At 67.3% G+C, this 19661-nt stretch carries 16 protein-coding genes; 9 read left to right on the plus strand and 7 right to left on the minus strand.

Annotated elements, in window-relative coordinates:
• Positions 1-35 precede the first annotated feature (35 nt).
• From OXQ33_RS02615 to OXQ33_RS02630, 4 genes are all read left to right on the plus strand, one after another.
• Positions 36-2786, plus strand: a complete 2751-nt coding sequence (locus OXQ33_RS02615) for a TonB-dependent receptor (protein WP_267433120.1) — start codon at positions 36-38, stop codon at positions 2784-2786.
• A 117-nt stretch (positions 2787-2903) separates the two neighbouring features.
• Complete coding sequence (locus OXQ33_RS02620) at positions 2904-4460, plus strand: sodium:solute symporter (protein ID WP_267433121.1); 1557 nt, start codon at positions 2904-2906, stop codon at positions 4458-4460.
• Positions 4460-5353, plus strand: coding sequence for an N-acetylmuramic acid 6-phosphate etherase (locus OXQ33_RS02625; RefSeq protein WP_267433274.1), 894 nt, complete (start codon positions 4460-4462; stop codon positions 5351-5353). The genes OXQ33_RS02620 and OXQ33_RS02625 overlap by 1 nt, the downstream gene beginning before the upstream one ends.
• A gap of 2 nt (positions 5354-5355) precedes the next feature.
• The gene (locus tag OXQ33_RS02630) at positions 5356-6084 is read left to right on the plus strand and encodes a GntR family transcriptional regulator (protein WP_267433123.1); all 729 of its coding nucleotides are present in this window, start codon (positions 5356-5358) and stop codon (positions 6082-6084) included.
• A gap of 64 nt (positions 6085-6148) precedes the next feature.
• Here the strand turns inward: OXQ33_RS02630 and OXQ33_RS02635 are convergent, their stop codons facing one another.
• Both OXQ33_RS02635 and OXQ33_RS02640 read right to left on the minus strand, forming a co-directional pair.
• Entirely contained in the window at positions 6149-8065 is a 1917-nt protein-coding gene (locus tag OXQ33_RS02635; protein ID WP_267433125.1) for a TonB-dependent receptor, read from the minus strand.
• On the minus strand, positions 8062-10158 hold the full coding sequence (locus OXQ33_RS02640; RefSeq protein WP_267433127.1) for a TonB-dependent siderophore receptor: 2097 nt from the start codon (positions 10156-10158) through the stop codon (positions 8062-8064). The genes OXQ33_RS02635 and OXQ33_RS02640 overlap by 4 nt, the downstream gene beginning before the upstream one ends.
• 143 nt (positions 10159-10301) lie before the next feature.
• On the opposite strand from OXQ33_RS02640, the gene OXQ33_RS02645 reads away from it, so the two are divergent.
• Genes OXQ33_RS02645 through OXQ33_RS02655 form a run of 3 tightly spaced genes read left to right on the plus strand, consistent with a single transcriptional unit; the run spans position 10302 to position 13713 of the window.
• A complete protein-coding gene (locus tag OXQ33_RS02645; RefSeq protein WP_267433275.1) occupies positions 10302-11039 on the plus strand; it encodes an ABC transporter ATP-binding protein in 738 nt (245 codons plus the stop codon).
• Entirely contained in the window at positions 11036-12472 is a 1437-nt protein-coding gene (locus OXQ33_RS02650) for a DUF3526 domain-containing protein (RefSeq protein ID WP_267433129.1), read from the plus strand. Before OXQ33_RS02645 ends, OXQ33_RS02650 begins: the two co-directional genes overlap by 4 nt.
• Positions 12472-13713: a DUF3526 domain-containing protein gene (locus tag OXQ33_RS02655; protein ID WP_267433131.1), complete on the plus strand. Its 1242-nt coding sequence runs from the start codon at positions 12472-12474 to the stop codon at positions 13711-13713. The genes OXQ33_RS02650 and OXQ33_RS02655 overlap by 1 nt, the downstream gene beginning before the upstream one ends.
• Positions 13714-13877: 164 nt before the next feature.
• On the opposite strand, the gene OXQ33_RS02660 is transcribed toward OXQ33_RS02655, so the two are convergent.
• The gene (locus OXQ33_RS02660) at positions 13878-14279 is read right to left on the minus strand and encodes a helix-turn-helix domain-containing protein (RefSeq protein ID WP_267433133.1); all 402 of its coding nucleotides are present in this window, start codon (positions 14277-14279) and stop codon (positions 13878-13880) included.
• Between the two features lie 82 nt (positions 14280-14361).
• Here OXQ33_RS02660 and OXQ33_RS02665 point away from each other — a divergent pair, with 82 nt between their 5' ends.
• Entirely contained in the window at positions 14362-15096 is a 735-nt protein-coding gene (locus OXQ33_RS02665; protein ID WP_267433135.1) for an SDR family oxidoreductase, read from the plus strand.
• A gap of 53 nt (positions 15097-15149) precedes the next feature.
• Here OXQ33_RS02665 and OXQ33_RS02670 read toward each other — a convergent pair whose 3' ends face one another.
• From OXQ33_RS02670 to OXQ33_RS02685, 4 genes are read right to left on the minus strand one after another with little or no spacing between them, the layout of a single operon-like run.
• Positions 15150-15566: a hypothetical protein gene (locus OXQ33_RS02670; protein ID WP_267433137.1), complete on the minus strand. Its 417-nt coding sequence runs from the start codon at positions 15564-15566 to the stop codon at positions 15150-15152.
• Positions 15563-16480, minus strand: coding sequence for an SLC13 family permease (locus OXQ33_RS02675; RefSeq protein ID WP_267433138.1), 918 nt, complete (start codon positions 16478-16480; stop codon positions 15563-15565). Before OXQ33_RS02675 ends, OXQ33_RS02670 begins: the two co-directional genes overlap by 4 nt.
• On the minus strand, positions 16481-16873 hold the full coding sequence (locus tag OXQ33_RS02680) for a RidA family protein (protein WP_267433139.1): 393 nt from the start codon (positions 16871-16873) through the stop codon (positions 16481-16483).
• Entirely contained in the window at positions 16873-18342 is a 1470-nt protein-coding gene (locus OXQ33_RS02685) for a D-aminoacylase (protein ID WP_267433140.1), read from the minus strand. Before OXQ33_RS02685 ends, OXQ33_RS02680 begins: the two co-directional genes overlap by 1 nt.
• A gap of 95 nt (positions 18343-18437) precedes the next feature.
• On the opposite strand from OXQ33_RS02685, the gene OXQ33_RS02690 reads away from it, so the two are divergent.
• Positions 18438-19658: an amino acid deaminase gene (locus OXQ33_RS02690; RefSeq protein WP_267433141.1), complete on the plus strand. Its 1221-nt coding sequence runs from the start codon at positions 18438-18440 to the stop codon at positions 19656-19658.
• The last annotated feature ends 3 nt before the right edge of the window (positions 19659-19661 follow it).

The raw sequence follows: 19661 nt of genomic DNA on the forward strand, positions 1-19661 counted from the left end.
CGGACCGGGTTGGGGCATATCAGGGAGGGACTTCGATGATCATGACGTCATACCGACAGAGCGTAGCCGCAGCCGCACTGGCCGTCGCCCTGATACAGGCACCCGGAGCCGCGCTGGCGCAGACTGGCCCGGCGACGCCCGCTGCTCCCGCGCCCCAGGACGCTTCGACGACCGGCGACGAGGTGGTGGTAACGGGCACGCGCATTCCCGTTCCGGGCTTGACCTCCAGCAGCCCGGTCGCCTCGACCAGCGAGGAGCAGATCAAGCTTCGTTCCGCCCTGACGATCGAGGATTTCTCCACCGCCATTCCGCAATTGTCGGGCGGCGTGCGTCAGGGCTCGCAGGGCAGCGATGCGTTCGGCGCCCAGGTGCTTGAACTGCGCAACTTCGGCCAAAGCCGCTCGCTGGTGCTGATCGACGGCACCCGTGCGGCGCCGTTCAGCTTCCGCAACTCGGTCGACGTCAATGCGATTCCTGCCTCGCTCATCAAGCGTGTCGACGTGCTGACCGGCGGCGCGGCGGCGGTTTACGGCGCGGATGCGGTCGCTGGCGTCGTGAACTTCATCCTCAACGACGAATATGAGGGCATTCGCGGCACCGCGACCAGCCGGTTGTCGGTCCAGGGCGGCGCGCAATATGGCGGCTCGCTGATGCTCGGCACGGGCATCGGTGATCGTGGCAACCTAGTGATCGCGGCGGACTATACGCAGCGGGATGGGGTCCGCGCCGGACAGCGCGACTGGGCCGCGACGCCCAACCAGACGATCCCAAGCCTCGGTGGCGTCTTTACCGATGTCGCGAGCGGGCGCCGCTTCGGCTTCACCGACGATGGCGCGTTCACGACCAGTCCGTCCGCTACATCCAACATTTCGGCCAGCTATCCGCTGATCTCACCGCTCAAGCGCATCAATGTGGCGGCGCTGTACAAATACGAGATCACGCCGCAGGTCGAACTCTATGGCCGGGCCATGTATACCAATGCCCGGACCGAGGAGACGGGCACCCCGGGCGCAGCGCCCGCCTCGGTCAACCGCACCGTCGCGATCAGTGCGACCAATCCGTTTCTGACCGACGCGATCCGCAACCAGTTGACCTTCGTGAACGGCACCGCGCAGGTGAACGTGTCGCGTTCGCTGGCCGAGCTGGGCCTGATCACCTATGCGACCGAGCGCAACACCTTGCAGGTTCAGACCGGCCTGCGCGGACCGTTGACCGATGCGGTGCGGTGGAACGTCTATGCGCAATATGGCCGCTCGACCGAATCGTCCCTGATCTCGGGCGACGGCCTCGTCGCCAACGCGGCCGGGGCGAACAATTTCGCGTCGATCGTCAATACGGTGAACATCTTCGGCCCCAACCGGCCCGGCCTCGCCGCCGCGCTGGGGAGCACGATCGACGGCTTCATCCGCAAGCGCGACCAGTTCGTCACGGCGGGGACGCTCAGCGGTACGCTGGCCGATCTGTTCTCCCTGCCCGCAGGTCCCATCGGTTTCGCAGCCGGCGTCGAGTATCGGCGTGAAACGGCGAGCATCAATCAGGATAGCGCGCTGCTGTCCGGCAACACCTATCGCCAGGGCGTGCAGGCCGCCTATCGCGGGGCGTTCGACGTCATCGAGCTGTATGGCGAAGTCCTTGTCCCGCTGATCCACGACACGCCACTGATCCGCAAGCTGGACGTGGGCGGGGCCTATCGTCTGTCGGACTATAACCTGTTCGGCACGCACGGCACGTGGAAGGTCGAGGGCAATTGGGAAGTCGACCGCAACCTGCGGCTGCGCGGCACCTATCAGCGCGTGTTGCGGACGCCCAATTTCGGCGAGTTCGCCGCCAGCACTTCCTCGCTGCCGCTCAACAGCCTGGTCACGGTCGATCGTCTGAAGCCGCGCTATGGCGGCGACCCGTGCGTGATCGGCACCGGCAATGCGGCGCAATGCGCGCGGTTCGGTGCCCCGGCGGTAGGCTCCGCCAATTCCAGCGCCCCCGGCTATCTGACCGGCAATTATTATTATGGCGGCAATCCCGACATCAAGCCGGAGACCGGCTATACGACAACGGCGGGCGTGGTGTTCACGCCGACCTTCCTGCCGAGCCTGAACCTGACGGTCGACTATTATAACCTCGACCTGCGCGGGGCGGTCGGCGTGATCCAGCCGATCGCGGCGATCACGAGCTGCTACATCACCAATCCGACCGCGGGCAATCCGCTGTGCGCACTGGTCACGCGCAACGCGAACGGCACCTTCGCCGATGCCTTCGTCAACAACCAGAATCTGGGCCGTCTGCTGCAACGCGGCTTCGACATCTCGGCGGCCTATACGCTGCGGGCGGACTGGCTGCCGGGCAAGGGTGTCCGCGCGAGCTATCAGGGCAACATCGTCACCTCCTATCTGATCCAGGCGAACCCGACCGTGTCGGCGGTGCAGTGCAAGGGCACGTTCGGCGCGACCTGTTCGAGCGACGGCACGACGCTGGTCCAGCCGGACTATCGCCACACCGCCGGGCTCGGCTGGCTGCTCGACAAGGGCGTGATCCAGTTCGACTGGCAGCGTATCGGCAAGGTCCGGTCGAGCACGGTCGGGTCGACCGAGACGCTTCCGGCGCAGGATATCTTCGACCTGTCGGCATCGTACGACTTCACCGATGTCGTGACGATGAGCGCGGGCGTCTACAATCTGTTCGACAAGACCCCGCCGCGCGTGTCGACCGGCGGTGTCTTCAACACCTTCCCCGACACCTACGACATATTGGGGCGGACGATCGGCTTCTCGCTGACCGCGCATCTGTGATCGGATAGCCTTGCCATGGCGTCCGGCCCGATCCGCGGGCCGGGCGCATTCGCTTCATGCCCGTGGACGTTCGGTCCCGGGCGATCGGAGTATGCTTCGATGACGTTGCCCTTCTCCATGGCCGACTGGCTGGTGATCGCGGGCTATCTGCTGGTGCTGGTCGTGGGCGGATGGATATTGACGCCGCGCCAGACCGCGTCGGCGCGCGAGTATTTCCTGGCGGGCGGCACCGTGCCCGCCTGGCTCGCGGCGCTTTCGGTGCTGTCCGCGACGCAGTCCGCCGCGACCTTCCTCGGCGGGCCGGATTATGGCTATCACGGCGACCTCACCTATCTCAGCGGGAATATCGGCGGGGGCCTGATCGGCGCGATCTTCGTGGCGCATGTCCTGATCCCGCGCTTCTATGCGATCCGCGCCACCACCGCCTATGAGTTGCTGACCTTGCGTTTCAGCGAACGGGCGACCCGCTGGGCAGGGGGCATGTTCCTGGTGGGACGGGTCTTTGCCGGTGGTGCGCGCGTCTATCTCGCCGCGATCGCGCTGGCGATGGTCGTGACGGGTGGCGTGGGCGTGCAGGGGATCATGTTCGCCGCCGCCGCGCTGGTCGTGGCGAGCGTGGCGTTCACCTTCGTCGGCGGCCTGAAGTCGGTATTGTGGAACGACCTGATCCAGTTCGTCGTCTATGTCGGCTCGGCGATCGCCGTGCTACTGTTCCTGCGCCTGTCGATCCCGGCCTCGAATGGCCAGATACTGGAGGCGCTGGCGCATACGCCGCAGGGCGTGGACAAGCTGCGGCTGTTCGACTTCTCCTTCGACCTGTCGCGGCCCTTCTCGGTGCTGGCGATCGTCACGGGCCTCGCGCTGCTCTACATCGCCAATGCGGGCATGGATCAGGACACCACGCAGCGCCTGTTATCGTGCCGGGATGCGAGGACGGGGGCGCGCAGCCTTTACCTGTCCGTGCTGGCGACCGTGCCGACCGTCGGCATGTTCATGGTCATCGGCCTGTTGCTGTACGTCTTCTATGACCGTCCCGACCTGATGGGCGGTTCGGGTGCCGTCGCGGCCAGCAGATTCGAGGGGCAGAAGATCAGCATCTTCATGCACTATATCCTGACCCAATTGCCCGGCGGGCTGCGCGGCCTGGTGACGATCGGCATCTGCGCGGCGGCGGTGGCGACCACCAATTCGGCGCTCAACGCGATGTCGTCGGTTCTGGTACAGGATTTCTATCGCCCCTGGCGCGACCGGCGCGGGCCGGTCGAGGAGCATCATTTCGTCCAGGCCGGGCGTGCGGGCATGGGCATCATCGGCTTCGCGATGTTCCTGATGGCCGTCCTTTCCTTCTATTGGCAGCGCCACAGTTCGATGGGCCTCCTGGAATTCGCGTTGCAGGTGATGGTGTTCAGCTATGCGGGTCTGCTCGGCGTGTATTTCACGGCCTTGTTCACCACGCGCGGCACGACCGGCTCGGCCATCGCGGCGCTGTTGATCGGTTTCGTGACGATCATTCTTCTGCAACCGGCAATCGCCCGGGCCATCGGCCTGCCGCTCGCGCTCACCGGGCTATCCTTTCCCTTCCAGCTTTGCATCGGAACGGCCTTGGCGTTCCTGGTCTGCGCCGCGCCGGCGGGCCGCTCCGCATCGAAGCTTCCAGTGGGATCAACGCTATGATGAACACCGAAACGCTCGACGCCCGGTATCTGGACCTCGACCAATGGCCGACGGAATCGGCAGTCGAAGCGATGCTGGAAGGGCAGATGGCCGCCATCGCCGCCATCCAGTCGCAGACGGCCGCGATCGCGCGGGCTGCCGAAGCGGCGGCGGCGCGGCTCGGCCAGGACGGACGCCTGATCTATGTCGGCGCGGGCACATCGGGGCGGCTCGCCGTGCAGGACGGTACCGAGCTGAACCCCACTTTCTGCTGGCCGATGAAGCGTCTGGTCTTCCTGATGGCGGGCGGCTTCGGCGCGCTGACGGAAGCGTATGAAGGGGCGGAGGATAATGTCGAGGCGGCGCAGGCGGACATCGATGCCTGCGCGATCACCCCGTCCGATGTCGTCATCGGCGTCGCGGCGAGCGGACAGACGCCTTACACCGTGGCTGCAGTTCGGCACGCCAGGACGCTCGGTGCGCTGACGATCGGGATCGCCAACAATCGGGGGACCCCCCTGATCGAACAGGCGGAGCATCATGTGCTGGCCGATACGGGCAGCGAAGTTCTGGCGGGATCGACCCGCATGAAGGCGGGAACCGCGCAAAAGGCGGTGCTGAACCTGTTGTCCACGGCCCTGATGCTGCGCCTGGGGTTCGTCTATCGCGGGCGGATGGTGGCGATGCGCGTATCCAACGCCAAGCTCCTCCGACGCGCTCGCCGGATGGTCCAGGAACTGGCCGGCGTGGATGCCGAGGTGGCGATCCATGCGCTGGGCGTCGCGGAGAACGACATAAGGCGCGGCGTCCTGGTCGCCATGGGCTTGCCCCTGGACGAGGCGAGGGCGCTGCTCGACGCGCATCATGGTAGCCTGCGCGACGCCCTGCACGCGCTGGACGCGTGGGAGGCGTGACGATGCGCGATATCGCCTGGACGCGGAGCGACGAAGCGACGCCCTTGTACCTGCAACTCGCGCAGAGCCTGCGCGAGCATATCGACGGCGGGGGGATCGATCCGGGGAGCGCGCTGCCCTCCGAACGGGAACTCAGCGAAATGGTGGGCCTGTCGCGCGTCACCGTCCGCAAGGGTATCAAGCAGTTGATCGACGAAGGCGTGCTGATCAGCAGGCAGGGTTCGGGCACCTTCGTCGCGCGACGGATCGAAGCGCCGGGGGCAAAGCTGAACAGCTTCACCGACGACACCCGGTCGCGCGGGCAGGACCCCGGCGTGGTCTGGATCTACAAATCCTATGCCTTGGCGACCGAAGAGGAAGCCGCGGCGGTGGGGGTGGCTCCCGATGCCCGCGTCGCCCGGCTCGGTCGTGTCCGCCTGGCGGGCGATGAACCGCTGGCGATCGAGCATGCGGTGATCCCGGCGATCTTCATGCCCGACCTCGATGCGCTGGGCGATTCCCTCTATCAGGCGCTCGAGGTCCATGGCTTTCGACCCACATCGGGCACGCAGCGGGTCCGCGCCTCGCTCGCCACGCAAACCGAAGCCGGGATCCTCAACGTACGACAGAATTCCGAGGTATTGCGGATCGAGCGCTGCACTCGAATTCCCGATGGTCGGATCGTCGAATTCACCCGCTCGGTCTATCGCGGAGACCGCTACGAGTTCGTGACGGATTTGAATGTCGTCTGATGGGATGCCACTCTACGGCCAGGTTGCAGATTTTTCGGCGAACGTCATGGGATAAGGCCCGATCCTAGAAGTCCGCCGTCAGGCTCGCGGTCACCCGGCGTCCCGGCAACAGGGTGTAGCCGCCGCCGCCCGACACCCGCCAGCCGAATGTGTCGGCGACGTTGCGGACCTGTAGCCGCAGCAGAGTCGGCACGCGCCCGATGCGACTGCGATAACGGGCACCGAGATCGAGAATGGCGCGGGCCGGGAGCGCCGCCGTGTTCGCGGCATTGGCGGTTCGCCGTGCCTCGAAGGTCGCATGGGCGTCGATCGAGACACCGGCGAGGCCCGGAATCCTGTAATCGGCGCTGGCGTCGATGAACAAAGGCGTGCGGCCGATCGGGCGCGGGCCGATCCGTCCATCGTCGACCGCCTGGCCGGTCACGCGGGGGCGCAACCAGACCATGCCCGCGACCATGCTCAATCCCGCCAGCGGACTGCCGGACAGCGACGCCTCCGCGCCGCGATGGGTGACGGTGCCCAATTGGCGGAACATGCCGTCGCGCCGGTCGAGATCGAAATAGGGCTTGGCGATGTCGAATACCGCCGCCGTCGCCCGCCAGCCACCCGGAAAGGCGTAGCGCGCGCCCGCCTCATATTGCCGGGTGCGCAGTGCGGGCAGCGCCGCGCCGGGATTGCTCGCATTGCCGGGCGCGATGCCGCTTTCCTCCAGCCCCCGCGTGGTCGCGGCGTAGAGCGTCAGGCGCTCGGTCGGCAACAGCGCGAGCGCGGCGTTCCACAGCCAGGGCCGGTCGTGCTGGAGCACCGCCGGCGCCCCCGGCACCGCGACCGTCTTGCGGTAATCGGTGCGGGTCAGGCCCAGATTGAGTTCGAGCAGCCGCGCCCAGCGCAGCTCATAGCCCAGGGCATAGCTGGTCTGCCGGACATCGTCGCGGGTCCGCTCGCCCGGCACCAGCGACGGCTGGGCCTTCGGATCGGGAACCCCGATCGTCGCCAGCCCGAGATCGGCGGTGGCCAGCCCGCCATAGCGTGCGGCGACGTCCCGCGCACGCACGGAGGCCAGCAGCCGGTGGCGACGCGGCCCGTCCTCGATCAGGCGGCTGACCCGCAGCTCGCCCGAGGTGGACGCGGTCGTCTGATCCGCGCCCGCCAGCACGAAGGAGCGACCGACCCCGTTCGCATCGACGCCGCGAAAGAAGGCGGTGTGATATTCATCGCGGGCGAAGCGGCTGCGAAAGGCTCCGGCGGCCACCTGCCACTTGCCGAACATGGCCTTGGCGAGGGTGCCGTAGTTGAAGGTCTGCCCCGCCATGTCGGCCCAATCCTGTCCGAAGAAGCGGCGGCGCACGATACGGCCGGGCACATGGCCGTCGGCGGTGAAGATCGTCGGCGCCTGTTCCTCGTCGCCGAAGCTGTAGCCGCCATAGAAGCCGGTCAGTTCGACGCCGTCGACCGGACGGACGCGCGCGATCCCGCCATAGCTGGCATACCAACCGCCGGCGCCGCTGACATATTCGTCGTCATACAGCCCCGCATCCAGGTTGAGGCTGATCCTGTCGCCGACCGGGATCGCCGCATCCACCACCAGGTCGGTGCCCAGATATTCGCCGCTGTTGAGCTGGACGCTGACCACCGTCTTCGTGCCCGCACGCCGCATCTCATGGTCGATGATCCCGGTCGGCGCGGGAAGCGGGTAGCCAAATGCGCTGAGCCCGACGCGGGTCGTGGTTTCCCGCGTGATGACGCTGCTCAGCGCGACGGCGCGGTCCCAATAGACGCCCTCGATCCGGTTGTTGCCCGCTTCGGTCGCGCTGAACCCGCGCACCTCGCCGCTGGCATAGATGCCGATCGATTCGCTCCCGACGCTCTTGCCGAAGCCGTCTTCCGCCTCGCGCACCGTATTCTCGGCGGTGCGCTGCGCGGCGGCGGCGAGGGGCCAGCCCCCGGCGACCAGCGCCAGTCCCAACGCCCAGCCCCTCATAGCGCGACGGCGATCCGGCCGCGGATCGTGCGCGGCGCGCCGGGCGTGATCCATATGTTCGAATAGCTGCTTTCCAGATAATAGGTGTCGAACAGATTCTCGCCGTCGAGATGCGCCGACAGCCCCTTGGCGACCTGATAGGACAGGTTGAGCCGCGCGGTAGCATAACCCGGCAGGCGGAAGCCGCTGGCGACATCGTCGCCGGGCCGCGCGCCGACATAGGTCACCCCGGCGCCGATACCGACCGATCCCGGCTCGGTCCCCCGCGACTGCCAGAAGGCATAGGCCGCGCCGCTGTGATGCGGGATGTTCGACAGGCCGCTGCCGGTCAGTCCCGGCCGCGTGTCGCGCGTCACCTTGGCATCGGTATAGGCATAGACCCCGGTCAGGGTCAGCCGGTCGCCGGCTCGGTAATTGACATCCGCCTCCACGCCCCGGCTGCGCGCCTCACCGGTCGCGATCGAGAAACCGGCATTGGCGGGGTCGTTGACCAGGATATTGTGCTTGGTGATCTCGAACAGCGAGACGGTGCCGGTCAGGCGCTTGGCCAGCGCCGCGACCTTCACCCCGGCTTCCCACGCCTCGCCGCGTTCGGGCGCGAAGGGGTTGGCGGCGGCATCAACGCCCTGGTTGAACCGGAACGACCGGCCCCAGCTGATATAGGTCGAGACATGCTCGCTCGGCGCGAAGGTGAAGGCGGCGCGGGGGCTGGTCGCCTGCGGACGCTGGCGGTCGGTACGACCGTTGCGATAGTTCAGATTGTCCTGGCGTATCCAGTCCTGGCGGATGCCGAGCAGCAGCGAGAAGCGATCGTCGAGCGTCAGCAGGTCCTGCGCATAGACGCTCTGTCCGCTCAGCCGTTCGAGCAGGTTCTGGTTGAGCGGCGCGACCGGCTTGGGCTGGCCATAGACGGGGTTGAAGATATCGATGTCATAGGGTTGCGCGGCGGTCGGGTTGAAGCGGTAGAGGATGCGGCGCTGGTCGAAGTCGAAGGCGTCCGCGCCGATCCGCATCTGATGGCCGATGCCGAGCAGGGTCCGGTTGGCGCTGATCTCGATCCGTCCCGACAGATCCTGCCAGCGATAGTCGTGGACCCGCAATTGCCGCCGCAGCCTGGTGCCGACCAGCGCCGAATTGTGCGTCGACTGGCCCAGCAGCGCGCCGTCGCGATACTGGACACCCCCCTCCAGCGTGATGCCGGGGGCCAGATCGACATAGGCGGTCGCCTGATGCTGCGATGTGCGCTGGGTCATTTGCCCGTCATTGGGCTCGCCCAGGAACCGGCTGCGCGGCAGCGCCCGGCCATTGCCGTTCACCGCGACCAGGCCGCGATCATGGGTGAAATGGACGAGGTTGTATTCGAGCTGGTAGAGCAGCCGTATCCGGTCGTTCAGCCGCCAGCCGATCGACGGCGCGAACAGCAGCCGGTCGTTGTGGACGAAGTCGCGGAAACTGCCGCCGTCCTGATAGACGCCGATGACCCGCGTCGACACGCCGCCACCGACCGGTCCGCCGATATCGAAGCTGCCACGCCACGTATCGAAGCTGGCATAGCCCATCTCGCCCCCGGCATGGACATGGTCGAGCGGCGCCTTGGTCACGATGTTGATCGAGCCGCCCGGCTCGCCCTTGCCCGACAAGGCGGAGGCCGGGCCCTTCAGCACCTGGAAGCTTTCGACCGTCGCCACGTCGCGGCGCGCGTTGAAGCCGCGATTGGCGCTGAAGCGATTGACCAGCAGGTCCGGCCCCTGGTTGATGTCGCCGGAAAAGCCGCGGATCGCATAGGCATCCCATGCCCCGCCAAAGCTGTTCTGCCGCGACATGCCCCCGGCCAGGTCGAACAGTTGGGATAGGTCGGTAAAGCCCGCTTGGTCGATCAGCGTGTCGTCGAGCAGGCGGACATTCTGCGGCAGCAAATGCGGGTCGATGTCGAGCCCGTTGATGCTCGCATTGGCCTTTCGCGATCCGGTGACGAGGATTTCGTCGGTCGTTTCCTCCTCCCTCGGCGCGCCGCGCTCGCTCGATTCCTCGGCTCGGACACCGGCTGCGCTCAGTAGCGGCACGAGAATCAGGGCCGGAGCGAGCCGGCGCATGCAGATCATCATAGAACCCCCGATGCAAATGATATGCAGTTTCGCGCCTACAAACCGATTGGCTGTCGTCTGTCAATGCAATGATACATCATTACTGTTGACGAGAGCGGGGCTGACAGGGCAGTGATCAGGCCATGTCGACCATGCCTTCAACCCCCGCCGCCTCGCCCGAAATCGCCATAGCGGACGCCACTCTGTCTTATGGCGCCCATAAGGTGCTCGACCGTCTGACCTTGTCGGTCGCGGCGGGCGAAATCTATGCGCTGCTCGGCGGGAACGGCGCGGGCAAGTCGACGACCCTGTCGACTTTGCTGGGCTTCGTCCGGGTCGATGGCGGCAGCGTCCGGGTCAGCGGGATCGACCCCGCGACCGATCCCGACGCGGCGCGGCGGCGCATCGCCTATCTGCCGGAAAATGTCGCGCTGTACGAACATCTGAGCGCGGTCGAGAATGCCGATTATCTGCTCGCGCTGTCGGGCACGCCGCGCGACCGGACCGCGATCACCGAGGCGCTGGCGGCGGCGGGCTTGCAGGAACGGGCGTTCGACCAGCGACTGGGCGGCTTTTCCAAGGGGATGCGGCAAAAGGTCGCGATCGCGGTGGCGCTGTTGCGCGAAGTGCCGGTGCTGCTGCTCGATGAGCCGACCTCGGGCCTCGATCCGCGCGCGACCGCCGATTTCAACACGCTGCTCCATGCGGTCCGTGCACGGGGCACTGCCGTACTGATGGTGACGCACGACCTGCTCAGCGCGGCCGATGTCGCCGACCGCATCGGGTTCCTCGAAGGCGGGCGCATCGTCGCTGAGGTCGCGGCCGAGGGCGAGGCGCGGTTCGACGTGCGGGCGCTGCACGACCGGTTCGCCGGGGTGGCGGCGGCATGAGCGCCATTTCGCTGATAGCGCGCGACGAGTTGCGGCTGATGCGGCGCAACCGCGTCGCGGTGACCGCCATCCTGCTGCTGCTGGTCCTGACCCTGGTCGCGGTCGTCACCTCCTGGACGCATCAACAGGGCATCGCCGACAACCGCGCGCGCAACCAGGCGGAGGCGAACCATGCGTTCGAGGCGCAGCCGGATCGCCATCCGCACCGCGTCGTCCATTATGGCCATTTCATCTTCCGCCCGCTGGGGCCGCTCGCCGCCTTCGATCCGGGTGTCGACGCCTTTACCGGCAACACCATGTTCCTCGAAGGACATCGGCAGAATACGAGCAATTTCGGCGATGTCCGGCAAAGCTCGGCGCTGGTCCGCTTCGGCCAGTTGACCCCGGCCTTCGTGTTGCAGGCGGTGGCGCCCTTGCTGCTGATCTTTCTCGGCTATGGCGCCATCGCGCGCGAGACCGAGGGGGGGACGCTGCGCCCGCTGATGGTGCAGGGGGCATCGGCGCGCGCGATCGTGCTCGGCAAGCTCGCCGCGCTGGGCGTGGTCGCGCTGTTGGTCGGGCTGCCGGCGATGATCGGCTTCGTCCTGATCTCGGGCCAGCCGGGGGCGTTTGCCGGGCCGATGCTCATGATCGCGCTGGCCTATGCCGCCTATCTGGCGCTGTGGGTGGTGGCGATCCTCCTCGTCTCGATGCTGGTCCGCCGTCGCCGCGACGCGCTGCTGGCGCTGCTCGCGATCTGGGCGGTGACGGTCGTGCTGCTGCCGCGCGTCGCCCCCGATATGGCGAGCGCCGCCTATCCGCTCGCTAACCGGCTGCAGACCGACGTCGCCATCGCCCGCGACCTGCGGCGCATGGGCGACAGCCATGATCCCGACGACCCGCATTTCGCGAAGTTCAAGGCGGACGTGCTGAAACGCTATGGCGTGACCCGGATCGAGGATCTGCCGGTCAATTACAAGGGCCTGCTCGCGCTGGAGGGCGAAGCGATGACCAGCCGGCTGTTCGACCGCTATGCCGCCGAGAGCTTCGCGGCGCAGGCGCGGCAGAATGCGCTGGTCACCGGCGTCGGCCTGCTCAGCCCGACCATCGCGTTGCGACAGGCGTCGATGGCGGCGGCGGGCACCGACTTCGCCGGGCATCGCCGCTTCCTGGAACAGGCGGAGGCCTATCGCTACGCCCTGGTCCAGCGGCTGAACCGCCTGCAGGCGGAGGCGGTCAGCTATGCCGACGACATCGCCAAGGACGCCGGGGCCGACCGGCGCAAGCGGATCGGGGCGGACAACTGGCGCCGTATCCCCGAATTCACCTTCGTCCAGCCCGATGCCCGGACCCTGGTGCGGGCGAGCCTGCCCGGACTGGCGATCGTGCTGGGGTGGCTGGTGGTGGCCGGGGGCGCACTGGCCCTCGCCGCCCGTCGGCTGGGAGCGAAGTGATGGCGATCTGGATGCACGAACTCCGGCTGCTGCTGCGGTCGCGCATGGCGAGCATCGCGCTGGTTCTGCTGGCGCTGCTCAGCACCGCCGCCGTCGCCGCCGGCATGGCCGAGATGGCGCGGCAGCGCGCCGCCATCGCCGCGATCCCCGCCGCGCAGGCCGAGGATGTCGCGGCCATCGCCACCCATGTCGACCGGGACAAGGATGCCGGCAACGCCGCCTATTATACCTTCCACCCGACCTGGGACGCGCCCGCGACGCTCGCCTTCGCCGCGATCGGGATGCGCGACGTCGCGCCCTATATCCTGCGGGTTCGGGCGCTGGGGCTGGAGGCGCAGATCTATGATGGCGACACCTTCAATCCCGAACTGGCGCTGCCGGGGCGGCTCGATTTCGCCTTCGTGCTGGTCTTCCTCGCGCCGCTCTTCGCCATCGCGCTGTTCCACGACCTGAAGTCCGGCGAGCGCGAGGCCGGGCGGGCGCGAATGCTGGGCGCGCTGCCGGGCGCGCGGCGCCTATGGCTGCGGCGCGGGCTGGTCCGTTTCGGGCTGCTGCTGGCGGCGCTGTCGGTGCCGTTTGTGATCGGCGCGATCCTGTCGGGGGTTGCCGCCTGGACCGTGCTGCTCGTGGTGGCGGTGGCGGGGGCCTATCTGCTGTTCTGGATCGGGCTGGCCGGGCTGGTGTCACGGCTGGGCCATGGATCGACCGCCAATGCCGCGACGCTGGCCGGATCGTGGCTGGTGCTCGTCCTCGTGATCCCGACGCTCGCCAATGTCGTCATCAACCGCGCCATTCCCGTCGACGAAGGCGCGAAGATCGCGCTGGCGCAGCGTGAGAATGTCCATCACGCCTGGGAAATCCCGCGCGAGGAGACGATGCGGCGCTTCTACGCCCGCCACCCCGAATGGGCGGACTCGCCGCCCCTGCCGCAGGGTTTCCACCAGAAATGGTATTACGCCTTCCACCAGAATGGCGACGAGAGCGTCGCCGATCGGGTGAAAGCCTATCGCCAAGGGCTGGAACGCCGCGCCGCGACCGCCGACGCGCTGGGCTGGCTTCTCCCATCGGTCGGAGTCCAGGCGTTGCTGACGCGGCTGGCCCATACCGATCTGAGCGCCCAGCTCACCTATCAGGACCGTATCCGGGCCTTCCATCGGCGGCTGCGCGAATTCTATTACGATTACATGTTCTACGACCGCCCCTTCGGCAAGGCGGACTTCGCCAAGGCACCTCGATACTGACCGCGAGTTGTGGGATGCGATAGGCGACGATGCTACGTCGCCTTCGTCATTGACACCTAGCCGTGCCGGATCGTGGGCGGGAGCGCTAGCCGCGGCGTGTGAGCAGGCGCCCCCGGGACCTCGAACCTGTCCGCAACATCCCCCGTGCGGCAGCCAAAGGCTGGTCAACGACGCTCGCGTCCCCAGCCGTCACGCTCGGCGAAAAGTCTCTGCATCACGGCCATGTTCGCGGTGCCCCATTGGCATAAAGGCTCCAGCGCCCGGGCAAGGCTCTGTCCGAGTGGGGTCAGCGTATAGTCGACCCGTGGCGGAACCTCCTTGTAATCGTTCCGGCGCAGGACGCCGTCCGCCTCCAGCTCCTTGAGCTGCTGGATCAGCACCTTGTCGCTGACATCGCGAATGGCGCGCTTCAGTTCCCCATAGCGGGTCGGGCCGCGCAGCAGGAAGTAGAGGATCAGCGGCTTCCACTTGCCCGAGATGATCTTCAGCGTGGCGTCGAGCCCGCAAGTAAAGGCGGGCGCGGTGGGCGTCGTAACGGGATCGTCGGCTTGCAGCGTTTCAGACATTCTCTGTACTTACCAAAAGGTGCATACTTGTCTGTAGGTAGGCTCCACGCCAGCTGTGTGCAACCAATGAATGGAGGCACTTATGAACAGACTGGAAGGAAAGACGGCCGTCATCACCGGGGGTGGCACCGGTATCGGCCTGGCTTCGGCGAAGCGGTTCATCGCGGAAGGAGCGTTCGTCTACGTCTTCGGGCGCAGGGCGGATAAGCTGGAGGCGGCCGTGGCGGAGCTTGGCGCCCGAGCTCGGGCGGTGGCAGGATCGGTCACCGACTCCGGCGACTTGGATCGGCTCTACGAAACGGTGAAGCGGGAACATGGCAAGCTCGATATCCTGTTCGCCAATGCCGGCACCGGCGCGCTGTTGCCCTTGCCCGAGATCACGCCGGACCATGTCGATGCGACCTTCGACGTGAATGTAAAAGGCACCATCTTCACGGTGCAGAAGGGCCTGAAGCTGATGGAGAAGGGCGGTTCGGTCATCCTCACCGGCTCGACCACGGGCGTTATGGGAACGCCGGCGTTCAGCGTCTACAGCGCCTCCAAAGCCGCCGTCCGCAATTTGGCGCGGAGCTGGGCCCAGGATCTGCGGGGTACGGGGATCCGTGTGAACGTTCTGTCGCCGGGGCCGACGCTGACCGAACTGGCCGCCGAAGTCGTCGGCCGCGACGCGATGATCGAATTGGGGGCGACGACGCCGATCGGCCATGTCGGCGACCCATCGGAAGTCGCGGCGGCCGCCGCCTTCCTGGCCTCGTCGGACAGCAGCTTCATGACGGGCAGCGAGCTGTTCACCGATGGTGGCCTGGCGCAGATTTGATGGAGTCCGCCAGTCGGCCCGGAGCCGGCTGGCGGCCGTCTAACGTCGTTTCCTTACAATAGGAGCGACAAGGTCGCCGCTATTGCCAACGCGGTAAGCGATATGAGGGTCTCGCATATCGTCCAACTCCGAACCGTGTCGATCACGCTCAGCCCGAAATACTCCTTGACCAGCCAGAAACCGCCATCGTTGACATGGCTGAACACGACCGACCCCGCGCCGGTCGCAATCACGAGCAGTTCGGGGCGGACGGTCGAGGTGGCGGCGATGGGTGCGATGATCCCGGCGGCGGTGGCCATCGCGACCGTGGCGGAGCCCGTCGCGATGCGGATCAGCGCGGCGATGAGCCATGCCAGGAGGAGTATGGGAATATGCCACTGCCCGGCGAGCGCCACGATCGCGGCGGACGCGCCGCTATCGGTAAGGACCCGCCCGAAACCCGCGCCGACACCGACGACGAGGGTGATCATCGCCGTGGGGGCCAGGCATTCGTTGTGAAGCGCTGGATCGTGTCCAGGTTCAGTCCGCGCGCAAGGCCGAGCGTCCAGTAACTCACCAGCACAGCCGTCAGCAGCGCGACGACCGGCGAGCCGATGAACTGGAGGAAGGGCCCCATCGGGAACGCCGCCATCGGCCCCGACGCGCCCAGGCTGCCGATCAGCATCAGCAGGACGGGGAGCAGCAGCGTGGCCATGGTCATCCCGAACGGGGGAAGCGATCCCGCCGGTGCGCCAGCGCGGGCGATACCGGTCGGCATCGTCGGCCCCAGGCGGGGGACGATCAGCCGGGCATAGAGCGGCCCCGCGATCGCGGCGGTGGGAATGCCGATCAATGCGGCCAACAGCACGGTCAGGCCGATATCGGCGTGATAGGCCTGGGTCGCCAGCATCGCCGCCGGATGCGGCGGCACCATGGCATGGACGACCGAAAGCCCGGCGGCCATCGGCAATCCCAGCCGCAGCGGATGCTGGCCGAGCCGCTGTGCGACCACGAGGATGATCGGAACGAGGAGGACGAACCCGACCTCGAAGAAGACCGGCAGCCCGACGATCAGCGCGATCGTCATGGCCGCCCAGTCCGCCCGGCGTTCGCCAAAGGCCCGGATGACGGTATCGGCGATCCGGTCCGCGCCGCCGGACTCGATCATCATCTTGCCCAGGATCGTGCCCAACCCGACGACCAGCGCGATATGGCCGAGCGCTCCGCCGACCCCGGCCTCGAACCCCTTGACGATCGTGCCCGCCGGAATCCCGGTCGCGAGCGCGAGGCCGAGCGACACGAGGATGAGCGCGATGAACGGGCTCAATCGCACCCGCACGATCAGCAGGATCAGGATCGCGACGGCCGCGCCCGCCTCGACCAACAGCAGTGCGCCCGGCGTCACTTAGGGGCGCTTCCAGGCGACGCAGTCCACCTCGACCTTGCAGTCGACGACCATCTGCGAGACGACGCAGGCCCGTGCCGGGGGATTGGCCCCGAAATACTCCTTGAAGATGCGGTTGAACGACATGAAGTCGCGCGCATCGTCCAGCCACACCCCGCAACGCACGACATGCTCGGGGCCATATCCCGCTTCCTCCAAGATTTTCAGGACGTTGCGGATGGCCTGGTGGGTCTGGGGGACGATGCCGCCGTCGATCACCTCGCCGTCGACCATGGGCACCTGGCCCGATACGTAGAGCCAGCCATCGGCCTGCACGGCGCGGGCGAAGGGCAGATGCTGTCCGCCGGTGCCGCTGCCGCCCTCGACGCCGAAACGCTTGATACCATCCGTCATCACGATATGTCCTTCCCATTGAAATGTTCTTTGGTGCCGGGGCGACGAAGCATCCGTCCGCCGCGCGCGCCGGTGACGCGGCCCTGCTCCAGCGTCGCGATGCCGTTGACCCAGACCCCCAGCACACCGTCGGCGGGCTGCTGGGGGTCGTCATAGCTGGCGCGATCGGCGATCCGTTCGGGATCGAACAGCACGAGATCGGCCGCCAGGCCCGGGCGGATATAGCCGCGATCGACCAGCCCCAGACGATCGGCCGCCAGGCCGGTCATCTTGCGGATCGCGACCGGCAGGGTCAGGAGCCCGCGTGTCCGGACATAATAAGCGAGCACGCGCGGGAAGCTGCCCCAGAGCCGGGGATGAGGGCGCGGGTCGCAGGGCAGGCCGTCCGATCCAACCATGGTCAGCCGGTGCGCCAGGATGCGATCGACGTCCCGTTCGTTTATGCAATGATAGACCGCCCCGGCGGGCTGGAGCCGCCCGGCCGCCTCGACCGGGTCGATACCCCAGTCGTCGGCGATGTCGCTCAGCATCCGACCGGCCTGGGCCGGTTCCGGATCGGACCAGCTTATCATGATGGGCGTTTCGGGAACCACCTGTCGCGGATCGAGCGTCGAGGAACTGGCGGTATAGGGATAGCAGTCGCACCCGACCGGATGGACCTTCGCCGCCTGCTCCAGCCGGTCGAGTATCTCTCCGCTGCGTCCATGTTGAGACGCGCCCGCGCATTTCAGGTGCGAGACGATCAGCGGTGCCGCTGCGTCATGTGCGATTGCGACCGCTTCGTCGATCGCATCGAGGATCGCCGCGCCTTCGCTGCGCAGATGGGTGGCATAGAGCGCGCCCGTATCGCGGAGCGCCGCCGCGATCGCCATCACCTCCCGCGTGGAGGCGCTCCCGGCATTGGCATAGGCCAGGCCGGTCGAGAAGCCGAAGGCCCCCGCAGCCAGCGCCTCGGCCAGGTCCGCGCGCATGGAAAGGCACTCCTCCTCGGTCGCTTCGCGGTCCAGCCGGTCCAGATGACGCGCGCGCAGCGCCGTATGCCCGACCAGCGCGACGACATTGGTGGCGGGCCCGGCCGCTTCGACCGCCTCGGCATAGGCGGCGAAACTCTCATACTGGAAGGCCTCGGGCGCGCCGAGCAGGATCATCGGATCGGGCAGCGTGGGTCCGGTGGCACGGCCCGCCCCGGCACTGATCCCGCAATTGCCGACGACCACCGTGGTGACGCCTTGGGTAATCTTCGGCAGCATCGCCGGGGCGGTGATCGCCATCAGGTCGTCATGGGTGTGTGCGTCGATGAAGCCCGGCGCCAGCGCCAGCCCGCGCCCGTCGATCGCGCCATCGGCCACCATGTCGGAGGCCGGATCGACCGAAGCGATCCGGCCGTCCCGGATCGTCACGTCGGCGGGATGACCGGGGCTGCCCGTGCCGTCATAGAGGGTCGCGCCGACGATGCGTGTTCGTGTCATGATGCGCCTTTCCCGGGCTCGAACGTCATGAAAGATAGGCCGCCCGGATCGGTGAGCGGATGCGTATCGGGAGAATGACAGTGAGCAGGCAGGGCATGGAACTGAACAAGGGCGTGGGCATCGTGGACCGGCCCTGGAACCTGCTTGCCGGTGACGTGCCCTGGCCTGCCGCCGTGCTGAGCGAGACGCGCATGGCGCATAATCTGGCGTGGATGCGCCAGTTTATCGACGCCTATGGCCTGGCGCTGGCCCCGCATGGCAAAACCACGATGGCGCCCGCGCTGTTCCGGCGTCAACTCGACGCGGGCGCCTGGGGCATCACGGTCGCGACCGTTCAGCAGGCGCGGGTCGCCGCATCGCAAGGTGTCGAGCATATCCTGATCGCCAACCAAGTGGTCGGAGCGGCCAATGTCGCGATGCTGGCGGAACTCGCGGAGCGACCCGGTCTGGACGTGATGTGCCTCGTCGACAGCGTGGCCGGGGTCGATCTGCTCGGGGAAGCCTGTCGCGTGCGGGGGGCAAGGCTCGACATACTGGTCGAACTGGCGCCCGAGCCGGACCAGCCCGGATTGCGGACCGGCGTGAGGACCGAGGCCGAGCTTGCGGCGGTGCTGGCGGCGCTGATCCCCTGGAAGGGCGCCTTGCGGTTGGGCGGCATCGAATTCTACGAAGGCGTGCTGGCCGATGAGGTGGAGGTGCGCCGCTTTGTCCGCCGTGCCGTGACCGTCGCGACGCGGCTGGTCGCCGAGGGGCGGGTGGAGCGGGTGCCCGCCATCCTGACCGGTGCCGGTTCGGCCTGGTACGATGTGGTGGCCGAGGAAAGTGCGGCGGCGGTAGGCGACGGCACGGTCCAGGCGCTGCTGCGCCCCGGCTGCTATATCAGTCATGACGATGGCCTGTACCGGGTCGCGCAGGACGGGATTTTGCGCCGCAACCCGGTCGCCCCGCGTTTTGGCGCGCCACTCCAACCCGCGCTTCGTATCTGGGCGGCGGTGCAGTCCATTCCCGATCCGGCGCGCGCGGTGGTGGCGATGGGCAAGCGCGACGTGGCCTTCGATGCCGGACTGCCACGTCCCGCCACGCTGTTCCGTCAGGGCCGCGACAGCCGCCCCGGCGACGCGCCGGGCCATTGGGAGGTGACCGGCCTGATGGATCAGCATGCCTATCTCGCCATCGCGCCGGGGGACGATCTGGCGGTGGGCGATGTGCTGGCCTTCGATATCTCGCATCCGTGCCTGACCTTCGACAAGTGGCGCCGTATCCTGGTCGCCGATGACGATCACCGCGTGGTGGACGTCATCGAGACCTTCTTCTGAAGT

Origin of the sequence: Sphingomonas sp. GM_Shp_1, assembly GCF_026540895.1 — a bacterium.
Classification (GTDB): Bacteria; Pseudomonadota; Alphaproteobacteria; order Sphingomonadales; family Sphingomonadaceae; genus Sphingomonas.